Annotated in this window: 11 protein-coding genes; 6 read left to right on the forward strand and 5 right to left on the reverse strand. The window is 31.5% G+C overall.

What is annotated here, in order from left to right:
- Positions 1-33 precede the first annotated feature (33 nt).
- The 5 genes from panD to coaBC form a co-directional block, all read right to left on the reverse strand.
- Entirely contained in the window at positions 34-384 is a 351-nt protein-coding gene (gene panD / locus HYG85_RS21415) for an aspartate 1-decarboxylase (protein WP_212691377.1), read from the reverse strand.
- Entirely contained in the window at positions 378-1,235 is an 858-nt protein-coding gene (gene panC / locus HYG85_RS21420; protein ID WP_212691378.1) for a pantoate--beta-alanine ligase, read from the reverse strand. Before panC ends, panD begins: the two co-directional genes overlap by 7 nt.
- A complete protein-coding gene (panB, locus tag HYG85_RS21425; RefSeq protein WP_212691379.1) occupies positions 1,232-2,080 on the reverse strand; it encodes a 3-methyl-2-oxobutanoate hydroxymethyltransferase in 849 nt (282 codons plus the stop codon). Before panB ends, panC begins: the two co-directional genes overlap by 4 nt.
- Positions 2,034-2,936, reverse strand: a complete 903-nt coding sequence (locus tag HYG85_RS21430) for a Rossmann-like and DUF2520 domain-containing protein (RefSeq protein ID WP_212691380.1) — start codon at positions 2,934-2,936, stop codon at positions 2,034-2,036. Before HYG85_RS21430 ends, panB begins: the two co-directional genes overlap by 47 nt.
- 145 nt (positions 2,937-3,081) lie before the next feature.
- Positions 3,082-4,278, reverse strand: a complete 1,197-nt coding sequence (coaBC, locus tag HYG85_RS21435; protein ID WP_212691381.1) for a bifunctional phosphopantothenoylcysteine decarboxylase/phosphopantothenate--cysteine ligase CoaBC — start codon at positions 4,276-4,278, stop codon at positions 3,082-3,084.
- Between the two features lie 366 nt (positions 4,279-4,644).
- Between coaBC and HYG85_RS21440 the strand changes: the two genes are divergently transcribed.
- From HYG85_RS21440 to HYG85_RS21465, 6 genes are all read left to right on the forward strand, one after another.
- Positions 4,645-6,912 carry an AraC family transcriptional regulator gene (locus tag HYG85_RS21440; protein WP_212691382.1) on the forward strand — a complete coding sequence of 756 codons (2,268 nt, stop codon included), beginning with the start codon at positions 4,645-4,647 and terminating at the stop codon, positions 6,910-6,912.
- Between the two features lie 309 nt (positions 6,913-7,221).
- Positions 7,222-8,175 carry an ABC transporter permease gene (locus HYG85_RS21445; protein WP_212691383.1) on the forward strand — a complete coding sequence of 318 codons (954 nt, stop codon included), beginning with the start codon at positions 7,222-7,224 and terminating at the stop codon, positions 8,173-8,175.
- 18 nt (positions 8,176-8,193) lie between these two features.
- On the forward strand, positions 8,194-9,084 hold the full coding sequence (locus HYG85_RS21450; protein WP_113675343.1) for a carbohydrate ABC transporter permease: 891 nt from the start codon (positions 8,194-8,196) through the stop codon (positions 9,082-9,084).
- Positions 9,085-9,164: 80 nt separating this feature from the next.
- Positions 9,165-10,700 carry an ABC transporter substrate-binding protein gene (locus tag HYG85_RS21455; RefSeq protein WP_212691384.1) on the forward strand — a complete coding sequence of 512 codons (1,536 nt, stop codon included), beginning with the start codon at positions 9,165-9,167 and terminating at the stop codon, positions 10,698-10,700.
- A gap of 263 nt (positions 10,701-10,963) precedes the next feature.
- Positions 10,964-14,899, forward strand: a complete 3,936-nt coding sequence (locus HYG85_RS21460; RefSeq protein ID WP_212691385.1) for a glycoside hydrolase family 2 protein — start codon at positions 10,964-10,966, stop codon at positions 14,897-14,899.
- A 17-nt stretch (positions 14,900-14,916) separates the two neighbouring features.
- Positions 14,917-15,570, forward strand: coding sequence for a hypothetical protein (locus tag HYG85_RS21465; RefSeq protein ID WP_212691386.1), 654 nt, complete (start codon positions 14,917-14,919; stop codon positions 15,568-15,570).
- The last annotated feature ends 143 nt before the right edge of the window (positions 15,571-15,713 follow it).

The following is a 15,713-nucleotide window of genomic DNA, read 5'->3' on the forward strand; positions in this document are numbered from 1 at the left end:
TTATAATATAGTATATTTAGCACTTATCTATGTTTAACCAATAATCTGATTATTGTTATCTAGAACAACAACTTTTGGTTTATAGTCTTTCGCTTCTTCTTTATCCATTAAGGCGTAGGCGATAATGATTATTATATCACCTGGCTGTACAAGTCTGGCAGCAGCTCCGTTAAGACATATGGTACCGCTGTTACGTTCTCCTTTTATAACATAAGTCTCTAATCGAGCACCATTATTATTATTGACAATCTGTACTTTCTGTCCAGGCAATATATCCGCTAATTCCATTAGGTTTTCATCAATGGTGATGCTTCCTACATAGTTAAGGTTAGCATCAGTTACAGTTGCTCTGTGTAGTTTTCCTGTCATCATTTCAATTAACATATTAGATTTACCTCCATTCTTAGATTATCAATCAATCTTGTTTGACCGATTTTAACAGCAAGGGCAATGAGAATATTACCCTGAATATAATCTATATCTTCAAGTGTATCTTCATTAACAATGCTTATATAGTCTATAGTCGCTGAAGGTTTTTCTTCAATCATTTCTTTTATCATATCTTTTATGATTGTGGCTGATTGTTCACCGTTTTTGATACACTCTTTTGATTTTTGGAGTGATTCATATAAAATAGTAGCTTGATTGCGCTCTTCAGTATTTAGGTATGTGTTACGAGAACTTAATGCTAGACCATCATTTTCCCTTACAATAGGGCAGATGATTATATCAATAGGCATGTTCAGGTCTTTAACCATTTTCTTGATGACTATAGCCTGTTGAGCATCTTTCTGTCCAAAATAAGCTCCATTTGGCTGAACTATATTGAATAATTTAGTTACAATAGTTGTTACACCTCTAAAATGAGTAGGTCTCGATTTACCACATAGATTATCTGTTAGATTGTCAACATTCACATAAGTAGCATGATTATCTAGGTACATTACTGAGTTGGTTGGTATAAAAATAACATCTACTCCAGCTTCCTTGGCAAGCTTTTTATCATTTTCAAGATCTTTAGGGTATTTATCCAAATCCTCAGTAGGACCGAATTGAGTGGGATTCACATAGATACTTAGTACTGTTATATCATTATCCTTAACTGATTTTTGTACTAAAGAGATATGTCCCTTATGTAAATATCCCATAGTAGGCACTAAACCTATAGTCTTGCCTTCTGTACGATAGATTTCCAGATGTTTTCGCAGTTCATTTATATCATTGAATATTTTCATGATTTTTTCCCTCCACCATATATTGAATCAATTACATCCTGTTTTATATGAAAAACATGTTCTTTACTAGGAAAAGCCTTTTGTTCTACGTCTCTTATATAATTGCTGGTAGCTTTCATGATTTCATCTTGTAGATTAGCATATTGCTTAACGAATTTTGGTACCATGTTGGAATATAGGTTCAATATATCATTGGTAACTAATACCTGACCATCACAGTCAGAACCTGCACCGATACCTATAGTAGGGATTTCTACCTTTTCTGTAATCAGTCTTGCTAATTCCGTTGGTATACATTCAAGTACGATTGCAAATGCTCCAGCTTCTTCTAGAGCCATTGCATCTTCAAGTAATTTTTTTGCTTTTTCTTCGGATTTTCCTTGAATATAATAACCGCCTAATTGATTAATTGATTGAGGGGTTAGTCCAATATGTCCCATAACAGGGATTCCTGCATTTATAATTGCTTTGGTTTGTTTAATTACTTCTGTTCCGCCTTCAAGTTTTACAGCATTGGCTTTGCCTTCTTGAACAAGACGTCCTGCATTTCTCACAGCTTCGTATTTTCCTGTGTGGTAAGTCAGGAAGGGAAGGTCAGCAACGATTAATGAGTGTTTGCTGCCTCTAGAAACTGCTTTTACATGATGAAGCATATCTTCTATAGTTACCTCTGTAGTATTTTCATAACCTAAGATAACCATTCCTAATGAATCGCCAACCAATATTATGTCGATACCTGCTTCATCCAGTATAGCTGCTGTAGGGTAGTCATATGCTGTCAACATTGTTATTATTTCGTTATTCTTTTTCTTGTTCCTTATTGTTTGTGTAGTTACAGTTTTCATCTTGTAATACCTCCTTTAAAGTATTTAGAGTGTATTCGTTTAATTTGTTTTGTTTTTCTACTAGACTTAGAGTTCTATCACCTAGTAAACAATAAAATTGTTCAAGGCTTCTATCTTCTCTAGATAAAGCTCGTATATGTGTCTTGATAGTTTGGACATCACCTCGAGCTAAAGGTCCAGTAAGGGAATTCACAGTCCCTTTTTCAAAAATGTTATTCATTGTTCCTTTTACTAAGGATTCTATTAGTTCTAATGATGATTCCTGCTTTAATCCAATTCGGTTAAGAGTTTCTATTCCTGTATCAATTACAGTAACAATATAGTTAGATACTATACAAGCAGCTGCATGATATAGAGATTTTTGCTCTGAACTTATGCTGTGTATTTTAAAATTAATATCTAGCAGGATTTTTCTGAAATCATCAATCAGATTTCCTTTACCTTCTAATGTAAGTGGTGTTTGCGGTAACATGGTTAATGCATAATTAATATCAGCAAATGATAACATAGGATGTAGTGATAGGGTAGTTGAACCAAGCTTGGAAAGAGGTTCAAGTATAGTGGAGGGATGAGTACCACTTGTATGACAAACAACTTTATCCTCCCATGCTGCATTTATTGATATTAACTGACCAACAACATCTTCTATTGCGTCATCAGTAGTAGTTATCATGATATATTTTGAGGAATCAACTAATTGGGTAATATTTTCATAAGCCTTGCTATTGGTTAAAGCAGCACTTTTTTTGGCTGATGCAAGTGACTTACTATTATAACCGCTGATAGGCAGATGCATATTGTTAAAGTACATACCTAATGTTGTTCCAACTTTTCCAGCTCCTATAAATCCAAACATTACAACCTCCCATTTTTCATAAGCTACATTAAAAAAACCTTCTTAGACAGCGTCCAAGAAGGTAGAATATCATAATTAATATACCTTGTTTTTTCTTGATACTGTCTTTGTTCAATGAATCAAAGCAGATATTATCTATTAAATTTTAGAAATTAGCTATAATATAATCCAGTATACTATGGGCTAATTGTTTTTTAGGCATAACTGGGTAGGCTTTCTTATTACCTTTTTTGTCAATTAATGTTACACAATTGGTATCAGTGCCAAAACCTGCATCTGCCCTAGTGACATCATTAACTATTATCATATCAATATTTTTTTTCTTCAGTTTACTAATTCCATTTTCCATAACATCGTTGGTTTCAGCTGCGAATCCCACTATTAATTGTTCTGGGGTTTTGTGCATGCCGATCCATTTTAGTATGTCTGGATTACGGGTTAGAGTAAGTTTGAAATCTTCGTCTGATTTCTTTATTTTTTTATCTACATAAACCTCTGGACGATAGTCTGCTACAGCAGCAGATTTAATAATTATATTCTGGTCTTTCAGATTGTCTTTTACAGCAGTAAACATTTCCTCTGCAGATTCAATCTGAATATATTTTTTTAGGTTATTGGGTTTTTCCAAGGTAACAGGTCCAGATATTAAAGTGACTTCTGCTCCTTTTACGGCTGCTGCTTCAGCAATAGCATAACCCATTTTGCCAGAAGAATGATTAGTCATATAACGAACCGGGTCAAGAGCTTCTCTTGTTGGTCCAGCTGTTATTAATATTTTTTGCCCAGCTAAAGGTTTATCTTCTATTAAATTCATGGTAATTGATTCAATAATAGTGTCTACATTGGCTAGTTTTCCTATGCCTAAGTCACCACATGCTAATCTTCCTGAATCTGGCTTAATGAATTTATAGCCATAATTCTTTAATTTTTTGATATTATCTTGTACTATAGGATTTTCGTACATATTGGTATTCATAGCAGGTGCAATAATTTTAGGTGCTTTAGTTGCCATGATGGTTGTTGATAACATATCATCTGCTATTCCATTTGCTATTTTACCTATTATATTAGCTGTAGCAGGAGCAACTAAGAACAAATCAGCAGCCTTGGCTAAAGCAATATGTTCAATATCCCATTTAACTATTTTTGCAAACATATCTACAATCACAGGTTGCAATGATAGTGATTCAAATGTCAAGGGTGCAACAAATTCTGTTGCTGATTCAGTCATAATTACATGTACATCCGCATTTAATTTCTTCAGTTTACTAACAAGGTCACATACCTTGTATACTGCAATTCCACCACTTACACCAATAACGATAGTTTTTCCTTTTAGCATTTGGAAATCTCCTTTCGGTGTAGTATCTTCAATATACCACTAGAAAAAGTAAAAATCAATATTAAATTTCAATTATAATGCAAGTATGTCAGAAAAAGTGTTTTGTTCTGACTTGGTTTTTGCAAAATAGTATATGTATATGTTTCGCCAGTACCCGTTAATATAATCATAAAACACTTTTTCTTCTAATTGCATAACTATTGGCTATTTAATATTTATAAAAAAATATTAATTGTGGTTGTTTTGATGCTTTTGTGAATACTTATTATGACATGTTTTAGGATGGTTAGTGAAATATGGTAATAGTTATTATATAATATTTGCAAACTTTTTTTTTGAAATAATTGGGGAAAAGGTGGTTTTAGAGTGAAAAGATTGTTGTATACATATAAAAGAAAGAATAAGATGTATATTAAATTGTTGATGATGATTGTATTTTCTATAATATTGGCTATAGTTTTGACTTCATCCATTTTGTATAAGAGCTATGAAAATTTTGGATTATCCATGATACATAAATATGAAAGTGATAAACTTGCTCAGACTACTTATAGTGCCACTTATATGAAGACATCAGCCAGTAGATTGGTTATGCAGTTGTATGTTAATAGAAATATAGAAAGATTCATGTACAATTATTCTGTAGACATGTTAGAGGTCAAGACCAGTATTGATGAATTGATCTCCTATAAAGCTACAGGACCTTTCATTCATTCCATTTATATATATAATGGTAAGAATAATACTTTCTTGACTACTATATCATCTGAAGGAGTGGAGAATAATAACGATTTTTTTGATAAGGAATTAGTGGAAATTCTTAATAATTATCAAGATTATAAAATTCTCTATCCAATACCTAGGAAAAGTCCTATGCCTTTAATGCCTGTAGATGAAAATCACTATTCAAATGTATATACATTCATCTATTACACCAAACCAACAAATGATAAACCACTGAAATCTGCAATAATTGTAAACGTAACTGAAGAATGGTTACAAAATATGATTAAGACAATGGAGATTAATACAGATGGAGAGATATTTATTATCAATAATGAAGGTGTGGTTGTAACAGGGAATAATACATATTCTATGAAATCCAATATATCAGATAAAAGGTTTGTTCAAAAAATACTTAATTCAGATAAGGAAACAGGATATTTCTTAGATAAGGTAGATGGTAAAAAAAGTGTTATACATTATAATAAGTCCAATTCCCTTGATTGGAAATTCATAAGTATCACTCCTTATAAAAGTATCAAATATAAAGTAAGTAAAATGAAATATTTAACCTTATTGGTTTGCATGTTCATACTAATTCTAGGTATAGCATGTTCAATTCTCATGTCACATAGGTTATGGAAGCCAATCAAAAAAATACTTAATAAGATGAACAAGTTGGAAAAACACAAAAGAGAGAGTACATATGTGTTGAAAAACAGAATGCTGAAGGCTATGCTTCAAAATAAAAATAGTATCAGTATCGATAATCTGGACAAGCTATTCAATGATTTCAATATAAAACTGAAACGTGAGACTCCTATAGCATTGATACTTTTCAAAATTGATGATTTCATTGAAATAAAAGATAAGTATAATTATAAGGATAGAGAAGTTCTGAAATTCGCTATCATGAACATAGCATCAGAAATGTGTGGTCATAAATACAATCATGAGTGTATTAATCTAGAGGAAGATAATGTGGTATTGATTATGAATGTAGAAGAAAATCAGTTGTCTTTCTGGGTTAATGATATTAGAGAGATTATAGAAAAAGTGCAATCGGCTATGAATGAGTATTTTGAACTATCAATATCAGCAACTATAAGTTCTGTATCAGATGAATTAAGTAATATCTATAATACGTATATAGATACTTTAAATAATTCTCAATATAGATTTTATTTCGGACATAGGAGCATTCTATATGAAGATGAATTAAAAGAATTAGAGGAAAAAGATTATGAATATCCTGTACAGAAAGAACAGCAGATGATTGATTCACTAATGCTTGGAAAGATAAAAGATGCCAAATTTTACTATGAGAAAATAATTAACGAGACATTAAATTATTCCTACTATTCTATGAATCAAGTACTTTTGCAAATGAGTCTAGCTATGAGTAAAGTATTTAATAGAATGGAGAAAAATTATCATTGTAAATTTCCTTTTAATTTTAATTCATTATTTACAGAAATAGGGCAGTTGGAAACAATAGAAAAGGTGAATATGAAATTCTTGGGCTTTTTTGATCAGATTGATGAGATAATAGAAGAGAATAAAAGCATAAAACATAATCAGTTAATTAATGAAATAATAGAAATGATTAATGAAAATTATAAAGATATGAACTTATCTGTTGGCATAATAGCAGACAGATATAATATGACAGCTAATTACTTGAATAGGATTTTTAAAAAACATACATCAGTATCTGTTTCACAATTCATTAATAGAACAAGGCTTACGAAAATCAAAGCTATGTTGGAAACAACATCAAAACCCATTAGTGAGATTGCTGAAGAATGTGGATTCTTGAACATCAGTTATTTTTATACATTATTCAAAAAAGAGTATGGTATTACAGCAAATGGTTACAGGATGAAAGCAAAACAAGAGTTGAATAAATAAAGGGTCAATATAAGCATTATATAGTACAATTCTAACTTGTATATATAATGCTTTTCTATATGAAACTTATAAAAATGCATAATAGAGAAGATGAAGTTACAGAGTATAAATACTATTTTATATTAGTTTTGGACGGCTATTAGTAGCTTTAGTTACCTATTTTAAATAGATTACAGGATTTTAAATAAGTAAGTTACACAATTTTGGAGTGGACACTTGATTTTATCATTTACAGGTTGAATATGAGAACTTATAGTGTTAATTACAAACACATGAAGCATTCAATTGACAAATATAAGGAGGGAGTTAATGGCGAATAGTATTTGTACTAAAAAAAGAAAAAAGATAAAAAGTAGCAGATCTAAAAGATTCAAAAAAAATTCTCCATTATTAATAATGTGTTTACCAGCAGTTGTTGCAATTTTTTTATTTAACTACTTGCCTATGATAGGTATTGTTATAGCTTTTAAAAAATTCAAACCTGCAAAGGGTATATGGGGCAGCCCTTTTATTGGATTTGATAATTTCAAATTCTTCTTTACTTCTCAAGATGCTTGGAGAATAACTAGAAATACTGTAGGGTTGAATTTCTTATTTATCCTAGGATGCCTTATTATATCAGTAGCTTTTGCAATTATGTTAAATGAGATAACTAAAAGGGCATTCGTAAAGTTTTATCAGACAGTATTCTTCTTCCCATATTTTTTATCATGGGTAGTAGTTGGATTCATGTTATTTTCATTTTTAAACTCTAATCTAGGAATGCTTAATAATTTCTTAGGGATATTTGGGATAGACCCAATCAACTGGTATAACAAACCCAGTTATTGGCCTGGCATACTGACTTTTTCTTTCCTATGGAAGAATGTTGGTTATTATAGCGTTATCTATTATGCAGGAATTATGGGCATAAACCATGAGTATTACGAAGCGGCTGCTATAGATGGTGCAAATAGATTTCAGATGATAAGAAAAATTACATTACCTCTATTATCCCCAGTAATAACTGTTATGGTATTGCTGCAGATAGGTAAGATCTTCTATGCAGATTTTGGTATGTTCTTCTTCTTGCCTAGAAACATAGGTACTCTCTATGCTACTACAGATGTTATTGATACTTATGTATATCGAGCACTTAGAGTTTCAGGTGATATAGGTATGGCTTCTGCTGTAGGGTTCTATCAATCTATTGTAGGTTTCTTACTAGTAGTTATAGCTAATTGGATGGTAAGGAAATTCAATGAAGATAATGCATTGTTTTAGATAAGGAGGAACTTAGTAATGATTGAGAACAAAAGCTCACAATTAATATCAAAGATTATTATACATATCATTTTAATGATTTTCGCAATTTTATGCATTATCCCTATTATAGCAATTATTTCTATATCTTTATCAAATGAAACAGATATCGCATTAAAAGGTTATAGTTTAATTCCTAGGGGATTAACCACAAGGGCATACAGTATCATATTTAAGAATCCAAAACAAATACTTAATTCTTATTTAGTTTCAATAACTATTACAGCAGTTGGAGGAGCATTAGGTTTATTGGTTACTTCGCTGATAGCTTATCCATTATCCAGAAAAGATTTCATCTATAAAAAGAAGTTAACATTTTATGTGTTTTTTACCCTTCTTTTTAATGGAGGCTTAGTTCCTTGGTATATAGTCATCACAAGATATCTGCATTTGCAGAATACCATTTGGGTATTGATATTACCTTATATAGCTATACCATGGTACATATTATTGCTTCGTACATATTTCAGTAAAATACCCAAGTCAATAATTGAATCAGCTAAGATAGATGGCTCAAGTGAATTTGGAACGTTCTTCAAGATAGTTTTACCGTTGTCAAAACCTGCTCTTGCCACAATAGGGTTATTTATTATACTTCATTATTGGAATGATTGGTGGTTAAGCTTGTTGTATATTGAAAAAGAAAAATTGATTCCACTACAATATATGCTTTACCGAATAATGAACAACATACAATTCTTGACAACACAAATGCAAACAGGTGCAGTTACAGTAAAAGTCGGTGACCTGCCCAACGAATCTGCTAGAATGGCAATGTGTATCATTGCAGCAGGACCAATGCTGTTTTTATTCCCATTCTTCCAAAAATATTTTGTCAAAGGATTAACTGTTGGAGCAGTTAAAGAATAAGGTTATTAAATCTAGTTAATCCATATGTTAGTTGGTTACTAGATATAATATATATAAACAATAAAAGAGGAGGAATTAAAATGAGAAAAAGAATTTTTGTATTAGTGATTACAGTTTTAATGATTACAAGTACTATGGTAGGGTGTGGAAATAAAGATAAAAAAGAAACATCTAATACCGAAAATGGTAATCAGCAAACAGCTGGTGAAAATGAACCAAAGAAAGAAAAAGAGTTAGAGTTTGTTGAACTATCATGGTATTACCCAGGTTCACCACAATCAGAACAAGATGTGGTATTTGCAGAAATAAATAAGCTTCTAAAAGAGAAAATTAATACAAAAGTTAATTTTCACCCTGTAGATTGGGGTAGCTTTGAAGAAAAGATGAAAGTCAAGATTGGTGCATCAGAAGAGTTTGATATTTGTTTTACTGCCAATTGGATGAACAATTATCAAAAGAATGTTTCTCAAGAAGCATTTATAGCAATTGATGATCTATTGAATGAGTATGGTTCAAATATCTTAAAAGGTATTCCAGAAAAATTCTGGGGTGCTACAAAAATAAAAGGTGAAATATATGGTATACCTAACTATCAAATATCAACTATGACTAATGGATTCTGGTTCAAAAAAGACTTGATTGACAAATATAAAGTTGATTACAAAGAATTGAATACTCTAGATAAATGGGAAGTATATCTTAAGACTATAAAAGAGAACGAACCACAGATAATTCCTACAGCTATATGTGCTGAGAGCGGAAGCAACTGGGGACGTATGCTTGTTAATTATGGATTTGATGAAGTTGGGGGACGTAATATCCCTGGTGTTGTTCGTTTGACTGACAACTCCTATAAAGTTATTAATCAATTTGCTTCTGATGAATTTAAGAGCTTTGTTTCTAAAATGCATGATTGGTATGAAAAAGGATATATACGTGATGATGCTCTAGCAATTCAAGATCCAAAGGGAGATATAGAAGCTGGTAAAATAGCAAGTGGCATGGGTGGAAACTATAAACCAGGTGCAGATGCTGAGATGTCAGCATCATATGGTGAGGAATATGTTAATGTCAAGGCTTCTGAATCATATTTATTGACAAGTTCAATTATCGCTACTCTTAATGCAATTAGTAGAACTTCCAAGAATCCAGAAAGAGCAATGATGGTTCTTGACCTTATGAACAGTGACAAAGAAATATATAACATGTTATGTTATGGTATTGAGGGAACACATTATAATAAAACAGGAGACAATTCTATTGAGATTGTTGAAGATAGCAAATATAAGCCTAATACAAATTGGATATTCGGAAATACATTCAATGCATATCTTCTTCCAGGACAATCCCAACAGACTTTTGATGATACACAAGCTTTTAATATGAATTCTGAAGCATCACCTATCTTAGGATTCGTCTTCAATCAAGAGCCTGTAAGTATGCAGATTGCACAATGTACTACTGTAGTTGATGAATTCATATTGAGTCTTGATACTGGAACAGTTGTTCCTGATGAATACTTACCAAAATTCTTGGATAAATTAGAAAAAGCAGGTTCACAAAAAATTATAGATGAGATGCAAAAACAAGTTGATGAGTGGCTTAAAACAAAATAATGATTGTTGATATCAATAATTGAGACAGCATAATTAATGATATAAATATCATCAAAAGTGACAGTTATGATAATCAAGTAAATCATATGTACCAAAAAACATAATAGTATTCTTCTTTTATATGAAGATACGGCTTATAATTGATATAGATTTTAGCTGTTATAGAGATGAAACAATAAGTATGCAGGTTATTAGTAACAAAATGCATACTTATTGTTTAGTTATAACAATTAGTTTGATAGCTTAATAAGGAGTGATATGACATGAGAAAAAGAGAATGTTTGAGTGGTGAATGGCTCTTTCTACCCGATTATGAGGGGATAGATAGTGGACAAGATAAGATTATGGTACCATCAACTTGGAGGTGGGTCATAAATGAAAAAGCCCAGTTTCAACCATATGATATGTTTGATTATCCCAGAGAATGGAATAAAGCACAGGCTGGTATAATTTCAAGGAAGATTGTAATTGATAGTGAAGATGACCATAGGGTATTTGCTATATTTGAAGGTGTGTTTCAAAAATACATGGTCTTCATTAATGATATAAAAGTTCTAGAAACAGAAGAGAGTTTTTTAACAACTGAAATAGATATAACGGATTATGTGATTAATGGTGAGGAAAATGAGATAAAAGTATGGTGTGGACCATATGATACCATTAATACAGAAACCGGACTTAAGAGATTATCACCTGATGGCACTTGGTATGCAAATATGGCTAGAGGAATATGGCAGAATGTTTATTTAGAATATAGACCGAATAAGTATATTGATGATGTGACTGTTAGCACTTCAACTAGAAATAAGACTATTGACATAAAAGCCAATATTATAAATGAATATAATCAGACTATGAATATTATTGCAAAAGTTTACAAAGATGAGAAAGTAATCAAAGAATGGAAACTCAGTAATAATAGTGTTCATCTAGGTAATGTTGAATTTGCTACTCAAGAATTGTGGGAAGATGCAATATATTGGTCTCCAGAGAATCCACATTTATATGTTCTGCAGGTAGATCTTACTTGTGATGGGAGGATTATTGATACATATGAAGTTCAGTTCGGATTTAGAGAAATATGGGCAGATGGACATAAACTATATCTTAATGGGAAAAGAATCAATCTTAGAGGAGATGCATGGCATTATCAAGGTTTTGTTCAACAAACTAAGGAGTATGTGAGAAACTGGTATAAAGCATGTAGAGAAACAGGAATAAATTTTGTTCGTCTTCATGGAATGCCTTATCCTAAGATATATTTGGATATAGCAGATGAGGAAGGTATGCTTATTATAGATGAAAGCGCTATTTATGGTTCAGCAAAAAGAATTCAAGCTAATCATCCACAGTTTATAAGTAACTGTAAAAATCACCTTATCAAATTGGTTAAGCGAGATAAGAATCATCCAAGTGTCATTATATGGAGTATGCAGAATGAAATGAGGTGGGTAGACGGAAGAGATGGTTATAAACAAGCCATGAAGGATCTTTCTGCAACAATAAAAGCTCTTGATTGTACAAGACCCATAGCTTACGATGGTGACAATCGTTTAGTTGATCCAGAAGATATGGAAATAGTTAGTATGCATTACAATATTGATGGAACCATAAGTGATTGGGATAAAGAAAAACCACTTATTTTTGGTGAACATGGAAAGTGGCATTATGTTTCCCCACAGGTAAGTACAGCTATGAAAGGTTCTGATGTATACCTTTCTTTTGAAAAGAGTATTGAAAGTATTGGATTAGAGGAAAAGCATTTCATTGAGTATGCCAGAAGAGAAGAAGTAACAGGTATTTCACCTTTTAACATGATTAACTACACTATGCATATGCAGCCTCAACAGGATATCATCATACCAGAATCAATGAACATAGAAGAAGTTAGACCAAAGGTTATTAAAGCTCATACAACTTCTATTAGTAATGGGTTTTTTGAAAAAGAACAGTTGTTTTATCCTAATTCCTCATGGAAACATCTTAAGGATGCTTTTAAACCAGTGGCGATAATTCCTAATGAATATAATCACTCATTCTATGATAATAGAAGCGTCAAGAGAAGTTTTAACATATATAATGATTGTGAAAATGACGTAGAAGCTAAGGTGAATTATAAGTTAACTACAAAAGATGGTGATATATTATTTGATAACGAATATATATTTAACCAGTCTGTAGGTGAAAAGCAGGAGTGGGAACTGATATTAGACCTGCCAGCAGTATCAGAGAAAACAACATTAATCTTACAGCTGGAGCTTTATCATAATGATAGATGGATGAATCATTTGGAAGAAAAATATAAGGTATATCCATCTCTTTCCAAGATAGACCTCTTAGATATTAACTGTAAGAAAGTAGGATATCTTGGAAAAGAAGAAGGGTATAAAGCACTTGCTAAGCTAGTTGAAAAAGTAGAGATTATTGATGAATGTGTAAAAGAGAATATAGATAAATTAGACCTATTGATTATTGGCAATAACTGTACAAACAATGTAAGGAAGCTACAACCTGTTTTACAAGACTTTGTAAATGATGGGGGATATCTATTGATACTTGAACAAGAGAGTTTTGTACCAGGTGAAATTACACTTTCTGGTAAGAAATTCTTTAGTGCATTCATAAATGATGAAGGACATCCAGTTTTTGATGGTATAGAACAAGAAGATCTATTATTCTGGGGGTCTGAGAATGTCAATGATTCTAATTATACACCAGTAGTAACTAATGGATTTAACAAGCCTGTACAGGGTGATCTGAATATCCTTTTAGAATGTGGAGAAGGAGATTTCGGATGGGGCGGATTATTGTGGTCACCTCTAGTTGAATATTCTGTAGGAAAAGGAAGAGTCATGCTTAGTCAGCTTAATATAATTAAGCAGTTTGAAGAGACACCACAAGCAGGTTTAATGTTAAGTAATATGATCAGATATGGTATTGATTTTGCAGATAAGAGACGATTCATTGAAGATAATGATAAACCTTTGACTGGTCTATTAGCTTCTAATGATTCAAAAAGCTGTAAATTCCTTGCTGATGTAGGAGTTGAATATGAAGTTGTATCTGCGATGGAAAGAATAGAAGATTATTCACAATTGATTGTTGATCTAAAAGGCTTAAAAGAAAAAGAAATCAATTCACTTACAGAGTATGCTAAACAAGGTGGAAAGCTATTGATTCTTCCTGTTGGAATAGATGAAAAAAATAATCTGCAAGATATTCTTGGTAATGATGTGGAGATTGAAGCAAGACCTGTGTATCAATTAAAACCTGTTAGCAATAAGTTGACTAAGGGGATTTCTAATTATGACCTATACCATTATGAAAAAGTCACTTATTCTCCTGGCGATAAAAATAATTTAATAATCTGTGATTATTCTATTTATAGTGAGGGTGGAATACCTTTTCTTGAAAGCATAAAGAATCCTTGGCATGAGTTCTTCGTTAATGGATTTGATGAAGAGTTCATGAAAATATCTATTGGTGATATAGTTGAAGAAACTGATTTTGTAACTAATTCATATGGCATTATTCAAGATGTAGGTAAAGGACAAGCAGCTGTTATACAATTAAATATGATTGATAATAATGATAAGATCAAACGTATTTATTCAAGATTATTATCTAATCTTGGAGTTGAAATAGATACAACAATATTGACTTATGAAAAAGAAGAAAAAGATTATGGTATACAGTCAGTCATGGCATTACCTAAAGAAAAGCATCAAGATTATAATGAGATGGTGAAATATTTCAGTGATAAAGATTATCTGCTCAACAACTTAGGTGAAGGGGTATACGGATGGATGAAGAGGATTGAGAAAAAAGATGGTTTCATCAGTATATCCAATAGTACTGGAAAGACCTATTTTATAACCTTATTCATTGAATCCAATATTAATCGTGATCCTGAAAAGAGAGGGAATGGTGAACTGCCAGATAGCAGTATTGTGCCTGATCTTTATGTAGATACCAACTGTTCATTCAAACTTTTTGTTAATGGTAAAAGTTATGACAATCCAATAGTAGAAGAAGATACGAATTCCATTAAAATAGATGATGTAGTACTTGATAAAGGAATAAATAGAATGTGTATGATATGTAAAAGTGAAGACAATGATATAAAATTCAATATATGTTTCAAAAACAAGTATGGTGATTATATGAATGGTTTAAAATATTTACTTACACTAGATTGATTAAGGGGAAGAAGTACATGAAAAGACATATATTCAAAGCACATATAAAAAAAGGTATGGAAAAACCTGTTATTGAATTCATTAGGGATAGGGAAACTTTTTTGAACCAAATGATAAGAGAACAAAAAATAATGACTATCAGTATATTTAGATTTCATCAGACCTTATTTCTATATTATGAATCCATAGAAGATAACTACATAAAACCCAAAGACCTCATTGGTGAAACAGTAGAATCCTTTTTAGAAATTTTACCGGGGGTAATGGGACAAGAAAGATATTGGGTGCCTATGGCTGATATCTTCCACTATAATAGTCCTGTGAGTGTTGAACATTGGAGAAGGAAAACTAAGCCAGAAAAGAGTGTTGGGAGAATATTGCAGTTAAAACCTGAGACATTAAGCAGGTATATATATTATCATTATCAATATCAAGAAGAAAAACCTGGTGATGGTGATAAATATGGGATAATTGGAATATATGAAAATCTACTGTTTTTTTATACTGAGTATCCTACATATGAGGAAGCGGCAATTCAAAAGGGGAAATTGAATACAACTCATACACCAAGTAATTGGAGTGAACTTATGGAGGAGCATTTTTTGAGTTGGGAAGATGTGAGTGAAGAAGAGAGGTATTGGAGATATATTGAAACTATTACTTACTTGTAATTATCTAGCTTATTATTATAAAATGAATAGCAAAATATGTATGATGAGAAGTTAAATCTAATATGAAAAATTGCTATGGAGTAACCTAAAACATAGAATTAATATCCGTTTTATGGTATAATATCTACATAATACGACATAAA

The sequence above is a fragment of the Vallitalea guaymasensis genome, from assembly GCF_018141425.1.
Taxonomy (GTDB): Bacteria; Bacillota; Clostridia; order Lachnospirales; family Vallitaleaceae; genus Vallitalea; species Vallitalea guaymasensis.

Excerpts from the sequence above, each read along its gene's own strand:
- HYG85_RS21445 (WP_212691383.1), top strand. The coding sequence starts at position 7,222 with ATGGCGAATAGTATTTGTACTAAAAAAAGAAAAAAGATAAAAAGTAGC.
- panC (WP_212691378.1), bottom strand. The coding sequence starts at position 1,235 with ATGAAAATATTCAATGATATAAATGAACTGCGAAAACATCTGGAAATC.
- HYG85_RS21450 (WP_113675343.1), top strand. The coding sequence starts at position 8,194 with ATGATTGAGAACAAAAGCTCACAATTAATATCAAAGATTATTATACAT.
- HYG85_RS21455 (WP_212691384.1), top strand. The coding sequence starts at position 9,165 with ATGAGAAAAAGAATTTTTGTATTAGTGATTACAGTTTTAATGATTACA.
- coaBC (WP_212691381.1), bottom strand. The coding sequence starts at position 4,278 with ATGCTAAAAGGAAAAACTATCGTTATTGGTGTAAGTGGTGGAATTGCA.
- panB (WP_212691379.1), bottom strand. The coding sequence starts at position 2,080 with ATGAAAACTGTAACTACACAAACAATAAGGAACAAGAAAAAGAATAAC.
- panD (WP_212691377.1), bottom strand. The coding sequence starts at position 384 with ATGTTAATTGAAATGATGACAGGAAAACTACACAGAGCAACTGTAACT.
- HYG85_RS21430 (WP_212691380.1), bottom strand. The coding sequence starts at position 2,936 with ATGTTTGGATTTATAGGAGCTGGAAAAGTTGGAACAACATTAGGTATG.
- HYG85_RS21465 (WP_212691386.1), top strand. The coding sequence starts at position 14,917 with ATGAAAAGACATATATTCAAAGCACATATAAAAAAAGGTATGGAAAAA.
- HYG85_RS21460 (WP_212691385.1), top strand. The coding sequence starts at position 10,964 with ATGAGAAAAAGAGAATGTTTGAGTGGTGAATGGCTCTTTCTACCCGAT.